Consider the following 25173-nt stretch of genomic DNA (forward strand, 5'->3'; position numbering starts at 1 on the left):
GAATTGGAAATAAATTAAAAAAGCATAATATTAAATTTATTGTTATCATATTGTTTTAGTACTTCATACGCACACTTTATCAAATCTATATGAAAGTTATGTATCAAAAATATTGTAGTAAATGCAATTGTAGCTAGAAGAAAATTAGAGAGAAGACCTGCAAGTCCAACAAGGATCATATCCCTTTTAGGTTTTTTAAAATATACTGGATTATAAATTACAGGTTTTGCAAAGCCAAACATTGGTGCTCCAACTATATATCATATGATAGGTAGCACTATCCCTAATATAGACAAATGCTTTATTGGATTTAATGATAATCTCCCCATGTTTTTAGCAGTAGGGTCTCCTAAATAATGAGCACATATCCCATGCGACACTTCATGTATTACTATTGAGTATACAAAAATTATTAAAGTTGCTACAAATGTAACTGTGTTAATTAACATGTATTTATTATTTTTAGACTCTTTTTGAGAATATTACGTTTATAAAACTTACTCTATGTTTTATTACAAAGACCTTAATAGTGGGATATTATAAATAATCTTCATTACAAAATATACATTTCAGTCAAAATTTTTAATTATAGCAATAACATAGCCTAAGTTTTGTTTATAATACTAACACTGATTACTAGTTAAATATTACCGTATGGACAATTATCGAGAAGAGGTAATTTCAATATGATAGTAGAACTTTTATCTTTTGTGCTTGTTACCTCTATTTCTCCATGTAGTGCATCTACCAGACGCTTTACAAATTTTAAACCTGAGACTATTTCTTCATATTGAATATCAAACTCATCAAATTCTTTACGTAAATATTCTTGTATTGCTTTGCTTAATCCTTTTCCTGTGTCATGTACAATGAATTGTAATACCATCTCTCTTTTATTTTGTTCTGCTTCTGATAAAGCCGGACTAATTGCAAACATATTTACTGTTATTACTACATTGCCTTTATTAGTAAATTTTATACCATTATCTATTAATTGCTCAAGTATGATCTCTATTCTATAACTATCGCTTACTACTATATTGCTTATTTGGTACTGAAAATTACAAGATAAATTGATGCCTTTATTCCGAGCAATTGGTCTCGCTTTATCAATAATATTATTTACTAATGATTACAGATTAAATTTCTTTAACTCTATGGGAGGTAGACCCGTACTATTATGTAAATTCTTACTTAATTTATCATAATAATTTAGCAGACTTTGGGTATAATCTATTATACTGGTTATATAATTCTTTTTTTGTATATCATCTTCTAACTCATGAAGTACTGCTACTAATGCAAAAATTGAATTACATGGTACTTTTAAATTATATACTATATTTTGTATTAGATTTTTGTTGATACATTCAACTTTTTTTAACTTATCTGTTATATCTTGAAGCTCTGACTTAGATTTTTTAATAATATCAGAGTAATTTGTTACTGGGTGATTTATATTAATTTCTGCATTAGATAGTGATTCAAATGATGGAATTAATGTGACAGATATAGGTGATAATTGGAGGTGCCAGTTATGTTTGAGGGAATTTTCAAGCTTGCTGTTATCTTGTGCTTGATTTTGATTGTTAATGGTCATAATGTACTCTTGCTGTTTTATGTTGTAAAATAGTAGCTAGAGGTAAATTTGAGATTTTGTAGTTTTAATTTTACCTCTATGTTTGATGTTGATACTCATGTCACATCAGATCACAGATATCCCAGTTGTTTTTAGAAGTACAGAGAATTGAAAAGCTTTTTGACAGATTTTTCATAATATGACAAACAACTGCATAAATGAGACAGGCTTTAAATAATAATATATTCTAGTCTAATTCTTTATCAATTATACATAGATAAATCATACTAAATTAATGCTATAATCAAGCCTGAAATCCCTTTATGTTATAATGTTTTGCTAGCATTTGGGCTTATTTTCTGATATAATCTTTAGTAGAAATATTAAAGATAAATAATAAATCATGTCAGTAAAAACTTTAGATAAACTGCAACCATTTTTGCAATGGGTAGGTGGTAAAAGAAAAATAGTTGATCAATTAATTAAATATGATTTCTAATAGTAATACTCCATTTATTAGAAACTTATACAAGAATTTCAATATTAAGATTATTAAAGTTAAATATTCTATGCCTGAGAATAATAAAATATCTGATGAGGTAATAGTAACCAATTATTAAAGTGAGATTACAGTACTGCGGTATACTGCTACTCAATAAGTTACCAATTACTATCTTCTAAATCATAGAAAGCCTTGATTATTTTAAAATTTCATTAATTCAAAAGTAAAACCTTGAGCTTTAAAGGCCTTGTCTAAATCCTGCATATAATTATTTCTCACATAGTAATCATAGAAAGATGAAGTGGATTTAAGGATTATTTGCTTATTACACGTATCTTCCTCTGCTACTACCAATTTACTTAATACACTACAATCAATATATTTATTATAATGTTCAATCATAAATTTCCGCACCCTGTACCATACTGAATCAGGATTTAATTCTTTACTAAGATGCGATAGGTAATTTTGTGTTTCATATTCAGCGTTTTGCTGCTTAGCTGCAAGTTCAGTAAATGGTATTATTTCTAACTTTTCAATACTACTGTCATAGATCATTTGTACTTGCTGTAGTATTTGATTTTGTGTATTTTCTAAAAGCGTAATATTTTTAAGCAGTTTTATTTGGTATTGATTATCAACTATGCCAATAAAGCAGCAAGAACTTAGTAAGTCATAAGCTGTATTAGCATCAAAAATGCTGATTATTTTACGTTTTAGTTGAGCTTATTTGCTAGTATTACTACTGCTTTCTATCTTATCTAAATATTGCTCTTGAGCTTTATTGAAGTTACTAAATTGAGATTTAGTAGCATAGTGATTAGCTTTAGTATTTTCCTTACTTAGCTCATGAAATAATGCCTTAGCTCTAGTAGCACCTTTTTATGACCAAAATGATGATTTGAATATTTTCCTGCAAGCTTTAAGAGTAATTGATTGATAGAATCAAGATTAAATTCTCTATTTGATTTGATCTGAAGTAAATTGCCATCTTCTTGGCTTAATGGATAAAAATCTATTAATTTTTTTCTCTTGAACCAGCCTTTATTCTTTACAGATTCTCCTGCTAGATCATTATGAGATGATAATGCTATTTGCTTACATCTTGCCTTATCAATTTTATCAAGAATTACTTGCAATGGCTTATTAACCTGTAATGGACCGATAACAAAATTATTTTTGGCTGTTTTAGTATTTTCACTTTTTTGTTGATTATTTGCTGATCTTATTATTTCAAATTGTCATTCTTATGCCAGATTTGGTGTTTGTTGATCTTGTAGTAATTTCTGATCTTGCAGAGTTGGCTTTTGTTGATTTTGAAAAATTGTAGATTCACTACATCTAGATTTATTAGATATATTTTTATTATTATATATAGAGAGAGAGTGGTCCAAACTTTTTTGGGGTTAACCCCAAAGTTTTTTGGAGTTGATGCAAAATTTTTTTCATTTTCAAGAGTGTTTTTTTTAGAAAATGGATAGAAATTTTTAGCTAGCGTAATACAAGGAGTATTATGGCATTTAATACCATATTTTACGATTGTTGCATTGTAAACTTTAATAAAGCCACCTTTTTGTAGTTCAAGTAAGCATTGTCGTACGCGTTCTTGACAAACACCGAAGTGTTTTTGAAAGAAGAGATACGTTTCCTTAAGTTCATCAATGCTATTATTGTGATAGATTTGCAAGCGGAAGACTATTAAAGAGAGTAGCTGTCTTGCAGTTTTACTTAATTTTTTGCCATTATGAGATGAGAGATGACGCCATTCAGGAGGGATAAAATTGCCAACAAAATTATAGAAAATGATTACATTTTGATCATCAAAATTATGTGTTGCACAATCATTAATAAAATGCGATGAGCATATAGTGAGCATAAGGAGCATGGAGGAAAATTGGTAAAATGCAAAAAGCTTGACTTTATCTGGTGGAGCCAGGGGGAATCGAACCCCCGACCTCTTGAATGCCATTCAAACACTCTACCAACTGAGCTATGACCCCAATATAGTCAATTGATTTGGACTCGCCTTACATCGTCACTCGTCGCTCTCCTATTAGTTATAGGCTTCACTCCTCACTCCTTGCATGCAAATCCCACTGAATTGACTATAACAAATTAATTCTCTTATACTATAATAATAAAACTAAATCTATAAGATTTTTTTATAAAATTTAATCTTTATTTTGCTAACAATGCCATAGCATCTCTAGAAGAAATTATATTATCTACTAATCCAAATTTTTTTGCTTCTTCCGGTGACATAAAATTATCGCGTTCCATACTTTTTTCCACATATTGTATATCCTGCCCGGTATGTTTACTATATAATCCATTAATTAATTTTTTGATTTTTAGGGTTTCTTGAGCGTGGATTTCTATATCAGTAGCTTGTCCTTTATAACCTCCTGACGGCTGATGGATCATAATACGGCTGTGAGGTAAACTATAACGCATTCCTTTCTCACCGCCGCAAAGTAAAAGTGAACCCATAGAACAAGCTTGACCTATGCAAAGCGTTGCCACTTTAGGTTTTATATATTGCATTGTGTCATAAATCGCAAGACCTGCGGTTACAACGCCTCCAGGGGAATTAATATACATATATATATCTTTTTTAGGATTTTCTGCTTCAAGAAACAATAATTGTGCAACGATTAAGTTTGCCATATGATCTTCAACAGTGCTACATACAAAGATTATACGTTCTTTTAACAATCTTGAATATATATCATAAGCACGCTCCCCTCGAGAGGTTTGTTCAATTACTATCGGTACATACGACATTAATATTTTCTCCTGAAACTGATTGATTAAAGATGTCATACCGCGACTTGATCGCGGGATCCAGTTAAAAATACTAAAATTATTAGCATTGTAAGTTGTTTTCTGGATACCGTGGTCAGGCCACCGCCGGGGTATGACGCCGAGTACGTTTTTCGATCCATGCAGGCAATTTCAACTCGCAATGACGATATAGATTATTACTTCTTATCTTCTAAAACATGAGCAAGTATATCTCCTATATTGGTAGTATTATCACTAGAACCGTATTCTTTGAGAGCTTTTTGACGTTCTGCTATTTTATGAGCTTTTACCGATAATAAAATTCTACCGGTTGATTTCTCTATAGAAGTAACTTTTGCTTCTATTTCTTCATCTACTTTAAACATTTCAGGTTTCTGCTCATCTTTTTCATCTGATAATTCAACTCTTTTAATAAAACCTGCTACTTTATTGTTTAATAGTACTTCGAGTCCATCATCTTTAACTTCTGTTATAAGGGCTTTAACTATTGTGCCTTTTTTATATTCGTCACTGATTTCTTGATATGGATTCGGCGACAATTGTTTTATACCTAAACTAACTTGTTCTTTTTCAATATTAATGGCTAGAACTTTGCATTTTATTTCGTCACCTTTTTTGTATGATGTTAATAGATCCATTCCCTTATCTTCCCAGCTAATATCACCTTCATGAATCATGCCGTCCATATTATTACCGAGTGCAACAAAAATACCGAAATCCGTAATATTTCTAATCGGTGCTTTAATTATAGTACCGACAGGATTATTTTCGGCAAATTTTATTAAAGGATTTTCTTGGCATTGTTTAATACTTAAAGAAATACGATGCTTTTCAGTATCGACCTCTAAAACTACGAATTCTAATTCTTGTCCTATAGTTAGCGTTTTTCTAGGATTCTGATTAGATTTTAACCAACTAATTTCGCTTGAATGAACAAGTCCCTCAAGTCCGTCTTTTAATTCTATAAATACGCCGTAATCAGCAAAATTTGTAACTTTACCTATCATTTTTTTACCGACGGGGAATTCTTCTTTAATTGCTTCCCATGGGTTAGAATCAAGTTGTTTTATACCAAGTGATATTCTTTTGGTTTTTTCATCAAACTTAATAACCATTACTTTAACCTTTTGGTTAAATTCTAACACTTCTGAAGGATGGTTAACTCTTCCCCAAGAAATATCGGTTAAATGTAATAAACCGTCAACACTTCCAAGATCGATAAACGCACCGTAATCAGTAATATTTTTCACGGTCCCTTCTAACACCATGCCTTCTTTAATTTTAGATAGCATCTCATCTCTAGCTTCGGAACGTGATTCTTCTAAGATAGCTCTTCTTGAAACTACTATATTACCGAGCTTTTTATCCATGCTTAAAATTTTAAACGGTTGCTTGATATTCATTATAGAAGTAAGATCTTTAATAGGTCTAACATCGACTTGGCTTCCTGGTAAGAATGCTACTACACCGGATAAATCCACGGTAAAGCCTCCTTTCACACGACCGAAAATCGTACCATCGACAAATTCGCCCTTGGAACACATGATTTCTAGTTGTCCCCATAATTCTTCTTTAACTGCTTTTTCACGGCTCAATATCGTTCTGCCGTTACGTCCTTCAATTTTCTCGATGAAAACTTCAACTATGTCCCCAACTTCAGGTAAAGCTAAAAATTCAGACTTAGGTATTCTACCTTCATTTTTTAATCCAACGTCAACAATAATCATATCGTTTTTTATTTCGATTACTTGACCTTTCACTACCGTTTTTTCTTTTATGTGACTTATATCAACGGTTTCAAGCATTTTAGAAAAATCTTCCTCAAATTCGTGATTAATTGCTGCAAGTTGTGGAACAAATCGTTGTTTTAGTTTTATTGACATATTCTTCTCGTAATATTAGCTAAAGTGCCTAGGCTCAATATTCATAGAACCTAAACTAATAAAAATTTTTAAAAAGGTTAATAAAACCGATATTGTAAAATAAATTACGTCATTGCGAGGAAAAATTGAAAATTTTGACTAAGCAATCCAGTTAAATTTATTATTTTTTTTGGATTGCCACATGGTCTTTGACCGCTCGCAATGATGATATCTATAATTATATTTTGCAATACCAATAAAATTGAATAAAATAACCTAGCACTTTTTCAAGTTATTTTATTCTTTATGTAATTTGTTACTTCTTCTACGACTTCCATAGCCGAAAGCTCTGAAGTATCGATAATTAAAGCATCTGAAGCCGGTAATAACGGCGCAGCTTTTCGCTCTTTATCTCTTTTATCTCGCAAAATTATTTGCCGTAAAATCTCATCGAGTATACATGTTTTTCCTTTTGCTTGCAACTGCTTATATCGTCTTTCAGCCCTAATTTGAGGATTTGCGGTTATAAAAATCTTTAAATCGGCGTCAGGTGCAACAACGGTGCCTATATCCCTACCCTCCATAATAATTCTTGGCGTTGTTTTTACTAGATTAATCAGGTATTTGTTTAGATTATTTCTAACTTCACTTATTATGGCAATTTGTGATGCTATATTTCCTATATTCTCATTCTCTAAATCAATATTAGACATCTTCCCAAACTCTACTTCTAGAGGTAATTTAGACGTCGATCCGGTACTCGCATCCTCACGTACTTTTGTATACGCTGCGGTGCTGTGTTCCGTATCTCCTTTAAATTCTTCTCTATAAGCGACTTTGGAAAGATGTCTAGTATTATCGAGTTCTAATTCTTTAGATAAAGCAATTACCGCATCTATATTAGTGATATCTATTTTTTGACTAATACAGTCAAAAGCAAGCTGCCTATAAACAATACTTGACTGAAAATATTTAAGAGAAAATTTCTTGGCCAGTATTAAACCGATGGTCCCTTTACCTGAAGCAGCAGGACCGTCAAGAGCAATAGTAAAATTTTGAGAAATATCAAAGGCTTTAGTTTTTAAATCCACCATAAAATTATAGACTAAATAATAAAATATTATAAATAATGGAAATAAAGCTTGAAATCTAGTACATTAATGAATTTTTGTAAAAAACAAGGGTTAAAAACTACATACAGATTTAGTAGTACACCCTATGGGAATTGAACCTATGGGGTAATTAACAAATTAATTTTTTGATTTACAGCTTTAGCATATTTTTGAAGGCTTAAGAAATTAGGAATATGATGTCCGCTTTCCATTCTTGCTATTTGAGCTTGAGAAGTAGACATTTTTTTAGCAACATCCACCTGAGTCATATTAGATGCAAGACGAGCCTTTATTAAAGTGCTTGCTATCTCAAATTCCATTTTTCGTTCTTCATAAGCTTTTCTTACTTCAGGGTTTGATAATAACTCTTTTTTAAATTCATCAAAGTTTTTCATTAAAACCTTTCTTTAATCTAGTTTTAGCTATTAAAATAGCTGTTTTAAGAGTTTTTTCCGTTTTTTTAATAAATGTATGCAATATAACTATTTTTTTATCCATAGCTAAATAATATATTGATCTTGCTATATTATCTTTACCATGTAACCTTAGTTCCCAAAGTTTGTCTTCTATATTTCTTGTGTGAGGCATTCCTACATTATGTGGACTAAACTCAATAAGCAGTTCACATAGATGTAAAAAATCAGCTTGTAGATCATAAGTAAGCTTCTGTACTTCTTTCTCTGCAGCATTATTTATAAATTTTATAATCCACTTTGTTATATATATAATATATCAAATTTGATATATTATACAATTATTTGTTATCAATATAACTTGAACTAATCAATTGACACTTATCTTAATTATAAATATTATAAGGTCCATAATTTTAAAAAATCATACGGGTGATTAGCTCAGTTGGTTAGAGCATTACGTTGACATCGTAAAGGTCAGAGGTTCGATCCCTCTATCGCCCACCACCTTATCTCCAGGCTTTTCATAATCTGTTAATTTTAGCTTCATACTCCGTATGCTCATTATATGCTCATCGCATTTTTAAAAATGGTGTTATTATCCCCTTGATTGCCTCTTCTAAACTGATGTTTAAGTTGAGGTCTTATGCACACTATATGCTGCTCACATTTCGCTCCTGATTGTGTAACTCATAATGAGAGTGATAATAATCCCACTATCTTCTACAATTTTGTCGGTAATTTTATTCCACCTGAATGGAGTACTCTTTCCTCTCGTAATGGTAAAATTTTAAGTAAAACCTCAAGACAACTCCTATCTCTTATAGTCTTCCGCTTGCAAATCTACTATAACAACAGTATTGACGAACTTCAGGAAACCTATCATTTCTTTGAGGATTCTCTAGGAGTATGTCAAGAGCGTGTAAGACAATGCTTACTTGAATTAAAAAAGAGTGGCTTTATCGAATTTTATAAAGCAACAATAGTTAAATATGGCATTAAATGCCGTAATACTCCTTGTATTAAGCTGGCTAGAAATTTCTAGTCATTTTCTCAGAAAATTACCCATGAACATGAAAAAAATTTTCTACCAACTCCAAAAAAGTTTGGGGTCAACCCCAAAGAAATTTTGCCTCAACCCCAAAAAAGTTTGGACCACTCTATATATATAGATAATAATAAAAATATATCTAATAAATCTAGATATAGTGAAATTTTTAACAAAAATGAAATTGATCAAGATAAACAATTATTACAATCTGGATCAGAGCAAAATCTGAAACAAGATTTACAATTTACAACAGAAGAATCAGCAAATGATCAACAAGATAGTAAAAAGCCAACGGAATATAGAAATACTGTAGACCCAGTACAGGTAAATCAAGCATTGCAAGCAGTGATTGATAGAATTGATTATACAAGACGCCACCACGTAGCTGACCGCAATGCAGCAGTAAAATCTAGAAACAATAAAGGCTGGTTCAAAAGAAAAAAATTAGCAGACTTCTATCCATTAAGCCAAGAAGATGCTGATTTATTACGTATAAAATCTAATCGAGAGTTTAATCTAGACTTTATCAATAAATTGCTTTTAAAGCTTGCAGGAGAATATTCTAATCATCACTTTGGTCATAAGAAGGTTTTACTGAATTACATGGCCAAGGCTCTTGCTAACGAGCTAAGAGAATCTACTAAAGCCAATGATGCGAGTTTTCAGTTTAACTATCACGATGCAGATAAAGCTAGAGAGCGGTATCTAAATGAGATAGAAGGTAGTACTGATACTAGCAAACAAGCTCAGCTAAAACGTAAAATTATTGGCATCTTTGATTCTGATACAGCTTATGAATTGCTAAGCTCCTGCTCTTTTATTGGTGTAGTGGATAGTAAGTATCAAATCAGGCTACCGCAAGATATTAAGCTTTCAGAATACGCACAAGATAAACTACTACAGCAAGTGCAAATAATTTATGGTAAGAGTGTTGAGCAATTGAAAATTATAGCATTTACTAAGCTTAATGCTAATCAGCATAATACCCTAGATGAAAAACAAAAATATCTGCTACAGCTCAGTAAACAATTAAATCCTGAATCGGTATGGTATAAAGTAAGAAGCTTTCTTATTCAGCGTTATAACAAATATATTGATTTTGGTGTATTAAGTAAATTAGTGGTAGTAGAAGAGGATACAGTGAATCAGAACATGATTCTTAAATCAACATCAGCTTTCAATGATTATTATGTCAGGAATCGTTATATGCAAGATCTAGCAGAAGCATTTGAGGCTCAAAACTTTACTTTTAAATTGATAAAATTTGAAAGTTAATATATAAGTGAATAGACATCTTTTGAAATTTATTCATGCTAAGAAATTTGAAGGGAGGCACGGAACAGATTATCGCAGTGTATTTAAATGTAGATTAGGATCGTAGTAACGGATCATTGTCCAAAGTATCAGATGAAGTATTTTGGGTCGTTTGTTTTTCTTGTCAGAATAAAGTTTAATAGGAGAATATTATGTTCAGCCACTTTCATTATAAAAACATAGAATTTTGGGACTTAACAATGCATGTAATGCGGATAGGATGGAATGGTTGCAATCTAATACAGGAATTAGATAGAGATTCCAGGGTTAATCGTGTTAACATTCGAGGTAACATATATGATCCTATTAAAATTAGAGTTATAATGAATGCTTTAGAAAGCACGCAAGTCAAAATTCTTAATTTAGGCAATAACATAATAGGTGGTAATGCAGCTAAATATAGTAATGCAGCTCAATACTTAGCTGATGGCTTGAAACACACCAATATCACATCTTTGAACCTTTATAATACTGATATTGGGAGCATGGGAATAAAGTATTTGGCAGATATTCTAAAGGATACTTGTATCACTTCTCTTGGTCTTAAGGCTAATCAGATAAAAGATGATGGCATGAAATACCTATCTACAGGTTTAAAAAACACCAATGTAATTTTTTTAAATTTGGAAAATAATGGTATAACAAGCAATGGCATAAAGTATCTGGCAGATGCTTTACACATACTAGCCTTACTTCTATTGTGTTCAGTAATGATGATTTCTCACGTGACTCTAATCAAATAGCAGATGATGGAGTGAAATATCTATCAGAGCATCTAAAACAATCCAATCTCAGCCATCTTAATCTGGATTCTAATATTATAAGTAATTGTGGCATGAGATACCTATCAGACCATCTAAAAGATAGTTGTTTGACTTCGATTTCTTTGAAGTGCAACAACATAGATAATAATGGAGTGCAATATTTGGCACGAACTTTAAAAGACACACAAATTATTGAAGTTAATTTTGGTAATATCGATATGGGGTATCGAGTTAAAACCGCAATAAACGAAGCTGTATCTGAGAATAAAGTGAACACTCCACGGGGCAAGCCCACAGCTGTCGAAAGTAGAAAAGAAGAAATAAGTATGTAAAAAAGTATTAGGAGGAGTTAAACAGGTAACTAAAAAACTAAAGAGGTTACCCTGAATGGAAATAAAAGAAATAATGAACTTAATTAGTGATAAGAGGCTGATAGAGGTAGGGAGAAAATATACCGTAGATAAAGCCAATCATAAAATTACAGGAGCCTTTATTTTAAAAAGTTTTGTTAGGTCGTCACTACTTGGTAGACCGATTAGCTTAAGGACATTAGATGAAATAGTACCGGTATCTTTAGAGTTAAGTAATCTTCTTAAAACAAAAAAGGCTGGTAAAAATAAAATAGATCATAGTTCTATTGGTAAAAGATTAAAAACAATAAAAACAGAGTATTTCCAAGCAATTTATGATGAACTAGTAGAAAAGTATAATAGCCGTTTTAATAAGGTAGAAAGGAGACAATTGCACCTATTTGATTCAACAACTATTAATCTTTCTGGCAGAGTAATTAAAGATGGATTAAAAATAGGAGGTAAAAAGAATGATAGTCAAGTAAAGCTGAGTGTAGGTTTAAAAGGACAAATTCCATCTAATATAAGATTTTGCAATGATAAATCTGAAGCAAGTGATGATGTAGCATTAGTTAAAGCTATAAATGAATCTAAGCTAGATAAGGAAGATATATTAGTATTTGATAGAGGAATCTGTAAAACAACTACCTATGAAGATTTCAGTAACAAAGAAATAAAATTTGTGACTAGAGTACAAACTAATAGACGCTATAGAGTTATTAAAAAGTTAGAGATCAAGCAGCATCAAAATAATCATAGTAACTTACAAATACAAAGTGATGAGATTATAAATTTATACAGTGCTAACAAGATAATCAAATGTAATTTAAGATTAATAAAAACCATTGATTACAAAAATAAAGAAATATGGTTTTTAGCAAATTTATCGGATAGTTCTGCTGAAGAAATAGCAGAGATATATAAGAAAAGATGGGATATAGAAGTATTTTTTAAATTCATAAAACAGCATTTACAGTTTAAACATTTTATCAGTCATTCTCAAAATGGCATGATAGTATATTTATACAGCATATTAATAGCTGCGATTCTATTTACCATATTTAAAAAATAAATAAATTAAAGGGTTTTAAGATTCCATTATTACGGTTTTGCTTATTACTAGAGAAGGAAATAATCCATGATATTGTAATATTATCTGGGGGGCATATTGATCTTATAAAGTTTAGATTATAACTATTTTTATCTACTTTCGACAGCTGTGGGCACAAGCCCCGTGGTATCTATGTCGACCTAAAGGTCGAGTACAAGCTGCGCTTGCCCCATATCCTCCTACCCCTGATGTTCTATATATCGTTTAATTATATGCTCATTGATTCCAACAGTCGCGACAAAATATCCATCCGACCAAATTCCATCAATGCCCCAATAAGCTTTTCTTATATATTCAAATTTCTTTTTTAATAATCGACCAGTGATAGATTTTATTGTCCTAACCACATCGCTCACTCTTACCTTGGGTGGTATTGATAGATGCATATGAATGTGGTCTGTATCATGATTTATTGTCAATAATTTTACCTCAGGGATATTTTCCCATACCTGCTTCAGAACGCCTTGAAAATATTTGAAACTACCATCATTAAATATTTTGCGTCTGTATTTACTAACCAGCACTAAATGATATTCACATCGGTAAGCACAGTGACCTTGTTTTCTAATCTGCATACATCACCATAGCAGAAAGATATGGGGAGCACTACATCCACGGGGCAAGCCCCGTGGTTTTTATGTGCTTTATAAAAGCATCTAAACTTCAAAATATCTTCCAAAAATTGGTAGCACAGAACACTCAGACCGATAATTTAGAATTTATAATTCCTAATGAAATTAAAAATTTAAATTTTGAAGAGTATTTAAATATTATACAAACAATAAATGATGTACCAAATGCTAAAGGACATATTTTTGATATAATTCGACAAAATCATTGTGCTGATTATCCGGATATAATTGGTAAAATTAATGAATTTGTAGCAGCGATTCTGAATAAATTTAATACATTTTTTAACGATAACGTATCCAGATTGGTGACATTACTCGATAATTATGACTATGTTAATCTTGTAAAGTAACTTGAAGATATGAAATTATCTGAGGTTGTCGAGAACTTACTATTACATAGAGCTATTACATAGAGATCTTTATTATGCAGATGAAGATTCAGAAATTTTGCATCCATATATTTATAAGATGCTAGATAAATACAGTATGCCTTTATATAATGGAGAGCTCGAGCCTAATAAAAGAGAAGAAATCATTTCTTATTATCAAGATCACAAAGAAATTGATGGTGCAGAAGAAATTATTAATTTATTGGGATTAGAATCTTTGCAGTGAAGTCGTAGTATAGTTCGTTATAACAACTTCATCAACTGTTTTATTATGCTCAGACATGGAATATTTAACTTTAATAGTACTAATATTAAAGTTTTTGTATAAGTTTCTAATAAAAGGAGTATCACTATTAGAAATCATTATTTTAACTCTTTTATTGTTTAGCTCTAGAGCAAAATCTCTAAGTCTTGTTTGCTCACTTTCATCAAAGGGTAATCTGGTATAAAATTTCTCACCTGATTTGTGATAAGGAGGATCAAAGTACACGAAATCATTTTTTTGTGGTTCAATGAAAGAAAAATCTGTAGCAAAAATAGATGTGCCAGCTAAAAGGCTGCTGCATTGCTTTAATCTAGAAGCAATATCAGATTTAGTATAATTTCTGCCAGAGAAAGTTTGAGCTGGCGTGCCATTGATATTAACACGGTAAATACCTTTAAATGAATATCTATTTAGATAAATAAATCTTGCAGTAATTTTTGTTGGATCATTACTATCATTATTACTTCTAACTTGATAATAATGTTCTTTAGAATGTTGTTCTTTATGTGAGTCTAGTAATTTACTAACCTTATCAGGATTTTTCTTTATCATATTGTAGGAGGTAACTAGCTCTAGATTAATATCAGATAGATAGCAATGTTTAAACTTATCTCTTACATGGAAGAATAAAGCTCCACCACCAAGAAATGGTTCATAGTAGTTATTTACATTTAGAGGGATAAATTGAACCAATTGATCAACGATTTTTCTTTTGCCTCCGACCCATTGTAAGAATGGTTGAGGTTTATCTATTTTGTTTACTGACATAACCATGATTGATCTTAATTATTTCTACTAAAGATTATATCATAAAACAGCCTCAAATGCTAGTACAATACTGCATTTAAAAGATTTTGATGTGTTGTTGTGGCACAATTAATGCTAACTTTGATTATATGTAGTGATATAGAAACGAGCTAATAAAGTACGTTTTTTAGTATTTTATCAGTGTCTCATTTGTGCAGCTGTTTGCTAAATTGTATAAAAATCTGTCAAAAAAGCTGTAAAATCCTCTGTACTTCTGAAAATAGCTGGGATATCTGTGATTTGACGTTATGTAAGATAACGCTAAGCATAGAGGTTAAATTATAAAACTCCAAAATTCTAACATTTAACCTCCAGCTACTATTTTACAACACAAAACAGCAGAGGAAGATTATGACAACTAACAACGAGAATCAAGAAAAAGATATCGACCAGCTTAAAAATTCTATTAAACATAGCTGGCAACTCCAATTATCACCAATATCTGTTACATTAATACCATCATATGAATCACTATCTAATGCAGAATCTAACATAAATCATTTAGTAGCAAATTACTCTGATATAGTTAAATACAAGTCAGAGCTGCAAGAGTTAACAGGCAGGTTAAAACAAGTGGAATGCATTAATAAAAATCTAATACAAAATATAGTATATAATTTAAAGATACCCTGTAATACAATTTTTGCATTAGTAGCAGTATTGCATGAATTAGAAGATGATGTGCAAAAAAGGAATTATATAGCCAGTATAGTAGATTATACCCAAAGTCTTCTAAGTTACTATGATAAATTAAGTAAGAATTTACATAGTAGCACTGGTCTTCCTTCTATAGAGTTAAAGAAATTTCATCTAGAATCATTAGTAAATAAGATTATAGATAAAGCAAGACCAGTTGCTAAAGATAAAGGAATAAATCTCTCTTGTAATTTTCAGTATCAAATCACCAATGCAGTAGTAAGTGACAGCTATAGAATAGAAGCCATACTTGAGCAATTAATAGATAATGGCATCAGATTTACCAATAAAGGTAATGTAGTGGTAACAGTTAATATGTTTGCAATTAGCCCAGCATTATCAGAATCAGAACAGAACAAAAGAGAGATGGTGTTGCAATTTATTGTACATGATACAGGAATTGGTTTAAGCGAAGGAATACAGGAATATTTACGTAAAGAATTTGATGAGTTTGATACTCAATATGAAGAAATAGTATCAGGGCTAAAATTTGTCAAACGCCTAATCGATGAGTTAAATGGAGAAATAGAGGTGACAAGTACGAAAGGTAAAAGCTCTACTATCATCTGTAATATACCAGTGAAATTACCTCTGCTCGATGATTTTATATATGATAATATTGGATAGTTAATTAACAGTACAAAAGTAAGATTATTATCGCCAATATAGATAAAGCATTTAAAAACTACAGAGGGGAGAAGTTTATGGAAGCTACGTCTGATGATATAGGAAAACTTGCTATAGATTGTCGTTATAGCAAAAGGTTAATAGATAAGTTGTTGTCAAAGAATAGCAAGTCTCAAATTAAAGTTGATTGCGATAAAATAAGCAGAGCTATTTATATAGCTTTTAAGTATCACAATAATCAAAGAAGGGCAACGGGAGAGTTATACTTTTCTCATTCTATAGAAGTAGCTTATATAGTAACTGATTATTTATTTAAGACAGATATAATAATTGCAGCAATACTACACGATTGTATAGAAGATACAGATCTTACGAAAGAAACAATTGCTAAAGATTTTGGTAATAAAGTTGCAAATTATGTTACTGATTTAACTAGAATCAAACATAATAGGAAAATCAGCTCAGCAGAAATGGTAAAAATATTATATCAAGAAAATAAAAAAGATTTATTATTAATTAAGCTATGCGATAGATTACATAACATGCAGACTATATCTGCTAAACCTCTAGATAAAATACAAAAAACCACTTTAGAAACCTTACATACATTTATACCTTTTGCTAGTTATCTAAAAGTGCCAGATATTCAAAAGCAATTAAATAAGTATTGTTATAGATACAATATTTAAATACAAAACTCAAGTAAGCTGAAAGCTAAGATAACAGATTTTGATCATTTTTCTGATCAAAAATATTTTTGCCAGCTTGAGTCCATTGATCTTGCACATTTGGATGCTGAATCAACTCATTTTGTAGAGAAACCAAGGCTCCAAGCAAGCTGTTAGCTGGCAGGCAGTCAAGTTTAGCTTTAACAACTAATCCTCCAAGTTCAATTAAATGACGAGTACGAGCTTTTCTTTCTCTAATTTTCATTTTAGCCTCTTGCATAAGTATATTAGCTTTTTTTTGTTCTAATTTTAATCTTTGTTTTATGACGTTATCCATATTAATGTTTGAACCTCAAATTATTGTAACCATCATGAATGCTGAATAATTTTTTGGAAGTCAAATGTATTTTGAAATAAAATCAATAACTTAAGTATACACAGATGAATTTATATGTTTTAATAAAATTAAGATTGCAAATAAGTGTGCATATAGTAGCGGTGTGTGATAAATTTACTGTCAAACATACAAGTTCTGTAATTGAAGGATTAAGATGCTGCTATTTTGGACACAAATTCAAATGAATCAAGTGTTTGAATGAATATAGTCAGATTGGAGGTCCTTATGAACAATACAGAATTAACGAATAATCAGCAATCTGCTAATAACACAGGTAATACACAAATAAAATCTCAAATCAGATTCACTTTTGATTTGTTAAAAAGAGGTGAGAGTGAGATACAGTTAAATGATAAATACAAAGATATAGTTTTAATATTGGGTAATACTGGAGCTGGTAAGACTACATTTACTCAGTGGATTGCCGGGGATAATGATAAATTAATAGCAAAAGAAGTAGCAGCAGGCACTGGTGAATTTCTTATTGAAGATAATAATAGGATTGGTAATTCGACTATAACATCTAAAACAATTTTTCCTGAATTAGTAGTAGGTACTAAGACAAACACAACCTATTATGATTGTCCTGGATTTAGCGATACTAGGAGTACGAGTAATGATATAGCAACAACTTACTTTATCAAAAAAGTAATAGATCATGCTGAAAGTGTGAAAATGATTTTTATTATTAATCACTCCTCAGTTCAGAAAGGTCTTGATAGACAAGACTTCATGAAATTAATAAGACATGCTATTGACCTTGTAAAAGACATTGATAAATTTCAGTGTAGTATTGCTATTGTAGCAACAAAAGTTAATAACCAATATATAAAGCAAGGCAAAAGCTTTACCTTAGTGGAAGACAGTAAAGTCATAGGAGCTATTGCTGATTTTTTACAAGAGGTTAAGCAAGATTTGGGAGAAAGAGTAAAGCTTCCAGATATTTTTATTGAAGAACAAAAATTCTATAACAATAGCATAAAATTTATTGATGTGTTGTTAGCAAAAGAAGATGATTATTATACAAAGATAGGAATTTTTAGGAGACCAGATGAACCTGGACCTTTAAGCAATATTACTTTGCTACAGGAAGGAAAAGAACACATAGAAAGAATATTGTATGAAAAACTTAATTTTACTGCAAAACTTGATGAAGATTTTGGTTATACTATCTCTGATACATCTAAAAATTCCATTCATGATTTAGTAGACGAAATCAATCAAAACATATGGTCTAATGTTCACAATATAGCAGAGAAAGTTAAAAGATATTATCATGACTTAGTAGAGCAAATGGATGATAAGATGAAATCTTTTGTTACTAGTAGTAGTGCTATTGTTGATGTAGACCCATCAGAAGCTCAGACATTTTCATCTAAGTTCAATGAGGGATATAACATTACATCAAATCTTGTAGTAGAGCTTACAAATTTAACAAATCCAGAAGAATTAGCAGGAAAGATTAATACTAGTATTAGTAATTTAGACATTAACTTATTTAAAGATGAAATATTAGATGTATTGAATCAAGGGAAATATTTTAATTTTCTACAAATTGTAAGTGATAAGACATTTAGTACTAGACCATGGGCAGAATTATTTAAAAATATATTACCGTACTTTTCTGAATTAAGGGACAATATTGAGAAAAACGTTAGTGATACGGCAGAAAAGCTTAATCAACAGCTTAATGGTACAGTAAAAGCAATACATGGACATTATGATAACAAAATGAAGTTACTTGAAATTCAGGAATTGCCAGCTGAATTGAGAAAAGAACATGATGTTATACTTAAAATAGAAAAAGAAATTGAAGGCTCAGTAACTAGAAACGAATTGTTAAAAACCATGCAAACAATTTATGATAGGACAAATAGTCTAGGAATTAGTATAGCTAAGAATAATATACCAACCATTATAAATCAGGAAAAATATTTTAACTTTTTACAAACTATCAGTAATAAAGAATTAATTAATGGCACATTAACCTGGATATCCCCATTTAAAGATGCAGTTAACTACCTGAATCAATCAGAGCAGTGGTATATATTTTTAAATAGCTTGTATTCTAAGTTCTCAGAATATGAAATACAGAAAGATAGAGGTAAATATAATGTTGTTAATCTTGAAGATTGGGGTAGACAAAAAAAACCGCAAGGGATAGAGATAAATAAAAATAATTTTGAGGTGTTTTTAAACAAAACAGCAGAATATAAAATAGCAGAGTATGATAACATTAAAAATATTACGGTTACAGGATTAAGATTAAAAGAATTAAACCATGTTTTAGATTTAACATTAAAACATAAGATAAATGTAAGCTGTATAGAACCATATCTTTTTATAAAAGGAAATTACATTGTTGCTTCAGAAGTATTAATGGAGGTAGGTCTAAAATTTTTGCACCAACATTGGGGAGGTATCCTACCACATGATATGACTATTAATATGGATAATAGTTGTAATTTAACTATGACTCAATTAGCAAAAAAATTAAAATTCCTAAATGTTTTTGCTTTAAACACACTATTTATTGATGAAGATGTATCATTAGGAAACAATACGCTTACCGTTATAGCCCCGAAATGGCACATTATAGGTACTAAAACAATATCATTAGATGGTGTTGAGGGAGAATCTCATTATAATGAAACAATACAGAAGAATAAACATTTTACTTTGCATATACTACACGGTAGATCTAAAGCAGAGGGTGGTACCGAGCGACACATTAATGGAAAAGATGGCAAGCCAGGTGGAGCTGGAGGGCCTGGTGGCAGTTTCTTTGGGATTGGAGACCAATTTATTAATGGTAGAAATTTGACAATTACTGCTAATGGTGGGATAGGTGGTGCAGGGCAAGATGGTGGAGATGGATTCAAAGGAAGAGATGGAAGTAGCCCTATAGTTAAATCAGCATCTGATCTCTCTCCTTGTTATAAGGATTTATGTGATGGTGGTAAACAAATTAATGGGTTTAATTGTAAAAAAATTGATTATTCCTATCATGATAGTGATGGGAAATCTGGTTTATATTTTAGGCCTGTTTGTAAGTATAAACTTTTTGGTACACCTGGAACAAAGGGAGGAGATGGTGGTAATGGTGGAAGAGGAGGGATAGGCGGACTACCAGGAAGTATTGCACTATTTGAATTGAGTAATGATTCAAGAATATCAAAGTATAATGATGTTGGAAAAGATGGAAAGAATGGTACGGGTGGAATAGGAGGAGATAGTGGTAATGATATAGATTATATAGTTGCATACATTGCAAATGCTTATTCAGCAGAAGGATGGAGATTAGAGGAGAAAATATACAGTAAAAAAAGTCCATCAGGCAGAAATGGCACCGATGGTGGGAATAGTAAGGACATAAAAAATCCAAAATCAACAGATATTATTCTTGAACCAGCCAAAATTATAAATCAGTATAAAAGCTATTTAAGAGAAAACTTAAATGATCGTTTTACCAAATCTTTTTTAACCAAGTTTTCAAATAGTTTGGATAGCAATCAGAATGTTAAAGATGTTTATAATACACTAGGATTGGTAGATGAATTACAAGGTTTAGAGGAGCAGTTTTATAAGCTCAATAAAGATATAGACTTGCTGCCTTTTTATCAATCTCTATTAGAGAGAATAAGCGAGTATGCAAAACATCCCAAAGATGTTGGAGATTCTAATGAATATAAAAAGGTTCTAAGTTATTTGTATACGGCTACTTTAAGTAAGATATACAGTTTACAAGATAACTCAGAATCTAATCTGATTATTAATATAACTTCATATTTAAATTTGGTGAAAGAGAACATTAGTGAGTTAAAAGATTTACAACATGCACAGAATAAGAAAAATATAATAAATAAATATAAACAAGATTATAAAGAAGCAATTGATAAAAAAATTGCAGAAGCTAGGGAGCTTATTTCAAAAGACATTAGACCTGAAATAGAAAATATTAGTACTGAGATTGATACCCAAATCAAATCATTGATTGATGATGTAACAACATTACAAAACCAAAACAAGAAAGAAACAAAAGAATTCATTGAGCATAGAAATAAATTAGAAAACGCATTGGTATTACAGAGCTTGCTCGCTCCAATTAAGATTATAGGTCAAATGATAAGTTTTGTACCTGGTGGAGCAGTTGTTGGTACAGCTATTGGAGTGGGCAGTAAAATAGCTGAATCTTTTGTTTTAGATAATCAAAACAGTCAGTATAACACATCAAAATTACCACAAGGTATATCGAATATTGAGTCACTAATAGGTCAAATGAAAACTATTAGAGACCAAAAAGTGATTCGCCTTAAAAAAACATTAGAAGATATATCGCAAGGTATCAATGAACATTCAGAGAAATTAGGAAATATATCAGTCAAAGTGGCTGAGATTAAAGACAGGTTGAATAAAATTGATGAAAAAAGATTTAATTTTAAGGAAATTCGAGTTTTAGAAAATGAATTAACAGCAACATTGCAAACACAAGAGGGAGAACTACAAAAATCTCAGGTAGTAAGTATTGCTGATCAGAACACTGTAAAAGCGTTATCAGTACTACAGAATTTCAAAAAAGCTATGCAATTCAGTGAAGTACTCCTTGATACTTACAGTAAGTACAAAACTGGACAAACACAACTCGATGTAATAAATGAGGCTATTAACCGGAAATACAAAGAATTGCAGAGATTAAAACAATATGAAGATACAATTTATGATGTGATCACTCCAACATTACAGAATATGCAAGATGATTTAAGTGAAGTAGCAAATAAATTAGGTAACAAGTCATCAGTAGCACTTGATGTAACTAAGTGGCAAGTACAAAGTACTATAAGAGATATGCAGTTACAAATGCAACAAATGACACAAGGTCTTAAAACTCAAGCTAATTTAGTACGTTGCATAGAAAAATTAGAAGATGCTATGACTATCCTAATCAATGTTTACGATCATATACAGAATTATCAGAAAGAGCAAAATTTAACTAATTACATTGCAAATATCAGTTCTGCTGGTTCAAGTAACATAGATATTACTGATGAAAATCTTAAGGATGCTGTAGCGTCTTTAGAGATATTAATCAGATCTAATCTTGTATTAAAGCAATATCAAACAGCCATCAATGGCTTCAAACAGTTTGTATTTCCATTTGCTCACATTTATCTGAAGGAACTGGTGTTACCATCACATCTTGAATTAGGTGGTGCTAATAAAAACACTACCACACTTGAGAATTTAGTCTATTCAGCAATAGAACAAATAAAAACCATAAGATCAGAGTTGATAAAAGATAAAACAATATCACCAAAACACTATGAATTCACTGCTACAGGAGAGTTTAAGAGTGGTTATATTTCCAACAAACCATTCTTTGTATGGAAAAATGAGCAACATAAAAACATGTTCTCAAAACTATTATCTGGACAAGAAGTAGTAGTTAGAGCTGATATAATGGACTCTAGTTCCGATAAAGATGCAATTAAGTTTAATAATATAGCACTGTATTTTAAGGCAACAAACCAAACGGTACAATCTGAAATAGATAACGTACTAAAAGGATTTCAAATAAGCGCTACTCATCTTGGTAATTCATACTATCGATATAATGATACAATATATCTAATAACAACCACCAGCCAAAAGGTGTCGTATTATTTTGAAAAAAAGCATAATAAAGAAGAACCAGTGGTGATAGGTGATACATACGGTGAGATTAAGAATGGTAATTTTATGCTTAGTCCATATGCATTATGGAAAATAAGTTTGTATAATCTTCAAAATAAATATAACTTGACTTTTAATAATTTAGAAATTTATAAGGATAAAATTGACTTAGAGTTAATAGGAAATGGACGTTTTATTAATAAAATAAACACTAAAGGTTTAGATCTTAAGCTAAATGTAGAAAGGTATTATAAAGCAATTGATACGTACTATCATCTAGATCTACATGCTAACAATGAGGATATAGCTCTATTAAAAGATAGTACTTTTACTAGAAATAAACTTGAAGCTAACCAAGAATTAGAAGATAAAAATTTACAAACTATAGTTGACCAGAAGCAGGTTACTCAAAATAGTCAAGCAAAGACAGAGCATGAAAATAATAATACTGAATATAGTGGTTGGTTTTCATGGATTAGACTTCCAAGTTTTAATATCTTACCTGGAGCTGAAGCTACCGTTGTAGGAAATGAGAATTCAGTGCATCAGCAAGAATATGGAAATTCAAATAATATGACTATGTCATTTATAAATGGTATTAAATTATTACAAGAGTTAGTTTTGTCAATGGCACCAAAACTAACTAATAGTACTGCTAATAATACTACTAACTTAACGGAGACAATATCGAATAATTATACAGATTATATTATAAGAGAAAATGCTTCAAATTCATCAAATAACCTGGCAATTAATTTTGACGATAGCAAGAATAGTATCACAACAAATACAGTTGATATAAATGGTAATTTACTTCTTGGACAGTTGTTGATCTACCAGTTATTTGGCATGAATCAGTCTCTTAGTAATATTCACTATGTCTCACTTGAACAAGAACAAGTTATTAGAATAAACAAGCTTGCGTCAGAAATTTTACCTATGATGGATAATAATCCCTTTGCTAGTTATACTATAGATAATTTTATTACTAATTATAATAGTGAACCTCAGTGGTACAAAGATGTTATGAAAGACAGATATGAAGAAATAGTAAGCAAAAGACATCAGAGGAGTGAGAAAACAAGTATCTATGCAAATTATTCATCTGAGGAAATACTGGCAGATAGTGTAGAAATGTTTGGAGAAGCAATGAATTATAGACAGAATGATCTAAATGAACTGCAGTAATTTTTCTTGCAAGTGATAATTACAAAATGATCCTAAAATCTTGTAAATATCAGATTTGGTCAGTAGTAATATTTAGATATTCATTAAGGTATTTATCATAAAGCTCCTTAAAGGTCAGTTCTTTTGATAATCTAGCTTTTTCTTCTACAGGATTATATCCTTTGGCGATCTCACCTTTTAATTCAGATGCTTTGGCTCTAGCATCAATAATTGATAGATCAGGGAACACACCTATTTTAATTCTATGATATTTCTTATCAAGTACTGTGCCCAAATAAAATATTTTACTACCACCATATGATACGATTAGCAATAATCCTTTTTCTTTGGTATCTTTATATACATCTCGTTTTGCCTGTGGAGCTTTAATTTCATGTAATGCTTCTTTAGTAAACAATAGTGATTTAACTGACATAAATCCTCCCACAGCTTAATTCATATATAATTAAACTGTAGTATGCTTTACTCAGAAAAACAAATCTTATGTTAAACAGGATTATACTTTAAAACATGATAATTTATCCTAACTATATACAATTAAATAACCAATAGTTGCTATAATTTCTTATCAAATTCAAAAGGTCCAGGTATATTTACAAGCTAAAAATTGATCATGAATTTGCACTAACTATATGCTCATCATATCCACATGTTATTTTTAGATTTGTACTATTTTTTTAATATTGACAAATAATTGCAACTCTACTACAGTTAAGCCTATAATTTTGGTAATTAAGGAAAACCCATTAAATACTAGGATTATGAGCTACAAATTAGTATATGAGAAAAAAGCAGAAAAGTGTGGTAAAAGAGGCTTTTAGATTGACATCGTAAAGGTCGGGGGTTCGAGTCCCCCATCGCCCACCACCTTACCTCCAGGCTTTTCATAATATACTAATTTTACCTCCCTACTCTGTATGCTCACTATATGCTCCTCGCATTTTTAAAAATGGTGTATTAATTGCTCTATT

21 protein-coding genes, 2 tRNA genes and 3 pseudogenes are annotated in these 25173 nt (G+C 30.7%); 11 read left to right on the plus strand and 15 right to left on the minus strand.

Features of this window, described 5'->3' with window-relative positions; genetic code table 11:
• Positions 1 to 640: 640 nt before the first annotated feature.
• Together AB1146_RS07150 and AB1146_RS07155 are read right to left on the minus strand one after the other, a co-directional pair.
• Positions 641 to 1117 carry a sensor histidine kinase gene (locus AB1146_RS07150; RefSeq protein WP_355404494.1) on the minus strand — a complete coding sequence of 159 codons (477 nt, stop codon included), beginning with the start codon at positions 1115 to 1117 and terminating at the stop codon, positions 641 to 643.
• Positions 1118 to 1132: 15 nt separating this feature from the next.
• Positions 1133 to 1600, minus strand: coding sequence for a hypothetical protein (locus tag AB1146_RS07155; RefSeq protein WP_232203604.1), 468 nt, complete (start codon positions 1598 to 1600; stop codon positions 1133 to 1135).
• A 467-nt stretch (positions 1601 to 2067) separates the two neighbouring features.
• Here AB1146_RS07155 and AB1146_RS07160 point away from each other — a divergent pair.
• Positions 2068 to 2199 (plus strand): annotated as a pseudogene (locus tag AB1146_RS07160) (DNA adenine methylase); the annotation flags it as partial.
• An 83-nt stretch (positions 2200 to 2282) separates the two neighbouring features.
• On the opposite strand, the gene AB1146_RS07165 reads toward AB1146_RS07160, so the two are convergent.
• The 9 genes from AB1146_RS07165 to AB1146_RS07205 all read right to left on the minus strand — a co-directional run bounded on the left by AB1146_RS07165 (position 2283) and on the right by AB1146_RS07205 (position 8589).
• Positions 2283 to 2639, minus strand: a complete 357-nt coding sequence (locus AB1146_RS07165; protein ID WP_040611304.1) for a hypothetical protein — start codon at positions 2637 to 2639, stop codon at positions 2283 to 2285.
• Positions 2640 to 2923: 284 nt separating this feature from the next.
• On the minus strand, positions 2924 to 3220 hold the full coding sequence (locus AB1146_RS07170; protein WP_029374791.1) for a hypothetical protein: 297 nt from the start codon (positions 3218 to 3220) through the stop codon (positions 2924 to 2926).
• An 89-nt stretch (positions 3221 to 3309) separates the two neighbouring features.
• Complete coding sequence (locus AB1146_RS07175; protein ID WP_232203603.1) at positions 3310 to 3957, minus strand: hypothetical protein; 648 nt, start codon at positions 3955 to 3957, stop codon at positions 3310 to 3312.
• 48 nt (positions 3958 to 4005) lie between these two features.
• Positions 4006 to 4081 (minus strand) — tRNA-Ala (locus AB1146_RS07180).
• Positions 4082 to 4259: 178 nt separating this feature from the next.
• Positions 4260 to 4865, minus strand: a complete 606-nt coding sequence (clpP, locus tag AB1146_RS07185) for an ATP-dependent Clp endopeptidase proteolytic subunit ClpP (RefSeq protein ID WP_010422374.1) — start codon at positions 4863 to 4865, stop codon at positions 4260 to 4262.
• A 197-nt stretch (positions 4866 to 5062) separates the two neighbouring features.
• Positions 5063 to 6769 carry a 30S ribosomal protein S1 gene (locus tag AB1146_RS07190; protein WP_010422371.1) on the minus strand — a complete coding sequence of 569 codons (1707 nt, stop codon included), beginning with the start codon at positions 6767 to 6769 and terminating at the stop codon, positions 5063 to 5065.
• A 266-nt stretch (positions 6770 to 7035) separates the two neighbouring features.
• The gene (locus tag AB1146_RS07195) at positions 7036 to 7842 is read right to left on the minus strand and encodes a (d)CMP kinase (protein ID WP_010422369.1); all 807 of its coding nucleotides are present in this window, start codon (positions 7840 to 7842) and stop codon (positions 7036 to 7038) included.
• Between the two features lie 137 nt (positions 7843 to 7979).
• Positions 7980 to 8255, minus strand: a complete 276-nt coding sequence (locus AB1146_RS07200) for a helix-turn-helix transcriptional regulator (RefSeq protein ID WP_010422366.1) — start codon at positions 8253 to 8255, stop codon at positions 7980 to 7982.
• Positions 8242 to 8589: a type II toxin-antitoxin system RelE/ParE family toxin gene (locus AB1146_RS07205; RefSeq protein ID WP_355404497.1), complete on the minus strand. Its 348-nt coding sequence runs from the start codon at positions 8587 to 8589 to the stop codon at positions 8242 to 8244. Before AB1146_RS07205 ends, AB1146_RS07200 begins: the two co-directional genes overlap by 14 nt.
• Before the next feature lie 114 nt (positions 8590 to 8703).
• Between AB1146_RS07205 and AB1146_RS07210 the strand changes: the two genes are divergently transcribed.
• From AB1146_RS07210 to AB1146_RS07235, 5 genes and pseudogenes are all read left to right on the plus strand, one after another.
• Positions 8704 to 8780: transfer RNA gene (locus AB1146_RS07210), tRNA-Val, on the plus strand.
• A gap of 139 nt (positions 8781 to 8919) precedes the next feature.
• Positions 8920 to 10599: pseudogene (locus AB1146_RS07220) on the plus strand (hypothetical protein).
• Positions 10600 to 10961: 362 nt separating this feature from the next.
• The gene (locus AB1146_RS07225; RefSeq protein ID WP_198005257.1) at positions 10962 to 11381 is read left to right on the plus strand and encodes a hypothetical protein; all 420 of its coding nucleotides are present in this window, start codon (positions 10962 to 10964) and stop codon (positions 11379 to 11381) included.
• Between the two features lie 11 nt (positions 11382 to 11392).
• The gene (locus AB1146_RS07230; protein ID WP_010422355.1) at positions 11393 to 11734 is read left to right on the plus strand and encodes a hypothetical protein; all 342 of its coding nucleotides are present in this window, start codon (positions 11393 to 11395) and stop codon (positions 11732 to 11734) included.
• Between the two features lie 55 nt (positions 11735 to 11789).
• Positions 11790 to 12824 carry an IS4 family transposase gene (locus AB1146_RS07235; protein WP_010422352.1) on the plus strand — a complete coding sequence of 345 codons (1035 nt, stop codon included), beginning with the start codon at positions 11790 to 11792 and terminating at the stop codon, positions 12822 to 12824.
• Between the two features lie 218 nt (positions 12825 to 13042).
• On the opposite strand, the gene tnpA is transcribed toward AB1146_RS07235, so the two are convergent.
• A complete protein-coding gene (gene tnpA / locus AB1146_RS07240) occupies positions 13043 to 13438 on the minus strand; it encodes an IS200/IS605 family transposase (RefSeq protein WP_010422349.1) in 396 nt (131 codons plus the stop codon).
• A gap of 53 nt (positions 13439 to 13491) precedes the next feature.
• On the opposite strand from tnpA, the gene AB1146_RS07245 reads away from it, so the two are divergent.
• Positions 13492 to 13845, plus strand: coding sequence for a hypothetical protein (locus AB1146_RS07245; protein WP_355403877.1), 354 nt, complete (start codon positions 13492 to 13494; stop codon positions 13843 to 13845).
• Between the two features lie 25 nt (positions 13846 to 13870).
• Positions 13871 to 14110: a hypothetical protein gene (locus AB1146_RS07250; protein ID WP_029374786.1), complete on the plus strand. Its 240-nt coding sequence runs from the start codon at positions 13871 to 13873 to the stop codon at positions 14108 to 14110.
• Here the strand turns inward: AB1146_RS07250 and AB1146_RS07255 are convergent.
• Complete coding sequence (locus AB1146_RS07255) at positions 14093 to 14917, minus strand: DNA adenine methylase (protein WP_029374785.1); 825 nt, start codon at positions 14915 to 14917, stop codon at positions 14093 to 14095. The two genes, AB1146_RS07250 and AB1146_RS07255, sit on opposite strands and share 18 nt — an antisense overlap.
• 390 nt (positions 14918 to 15307) lie before the next feature.
• Here AB1146_RS07255 and AB1146_RS07260 point away from each other — a divergent pair, with 390 nt between their 5' ends.
• Together AB1146_RS07260 and AB1146_RS07265 are read left to right on the plus strand one after the other, a co-directional pair.
• Positions 15308 to 16279, plus strand: a complete 972-nt coding sequence (locus tag AB1146_RS07260; protein ID WP_010422343.1) for a sensor histidine kinase — start codon at positions 15308 to 15310, stop codon at positions 16277 to 16279.
• Between the two features lie 77 nt (positions 16280 to 16356).
• Entirely contained in the window at positions 16357 to 16968 is a 612-nt protein-coding gene (locus AB1146_RS07265; RefSeq protein ID WP_010422340.1) for an HD domain-containing protein, read from the plus strand.
• A gap of 25 nt (positions 16969 to 16993) precedes the next feature.
• Here AB1146_RS07265 and AB1146_RS07270 read toward each other — a convergent pair whose 3' ends face one another.
• Positions 16994 to 17284 carry a conjugal transfer protein TraD gene (locus AB1146_RS07270; protein ID WP_010422337.1) on the minus strand — a complete coding sequence of 97 codons (291 nt, stop codon included), beginning with the start codon at positions 17282 to 17284 and terminating at the stop codon, positions 16994 to 16996.
• Between the two features lie 285 nt (positions 17285 to 17569).
• Here AB1146_RS07270 and AB1146_RS07275 point away from each other — a divergent pair, with 285 nt between their 5' ends.
• Positions 17570 to 24202 (plus strand): hypothetical protein, encoded by a 6633-nt coding sequence (locus tag AB1146_RS07275; protein ID WP_010422334.1) that lies wholly within the window; start codon positions 17570 to 17572, stop codon positions 24200 to 24202.
• A 67-nt stretch (positions 24203 to 24269) separates the two neighbouring features.
• Here the strand turns inward: AB1146_RS07275 and AB1146_RS07280 are convergent.
• A pseudogene (locus tag AB1146_RS07280) lies at positions 24270 to 24617 on the minus strand (Arm DNA-binding domain-containing protein); the annotation flags it as partial.
• Between the last annotated feature and the right edge of the window lie 556 nt (positions 24618 to 25173).

The sequence above is a fragment of the Rickettsia helvetica genome, assembly GCF_963970025.1.
Lineage (GTDB): Bacteria > Pseudomonadota > Alphaproteobacteria > Rickettsiales > Rickettsiaceae > Rickettsia > Rickettsia helvetica.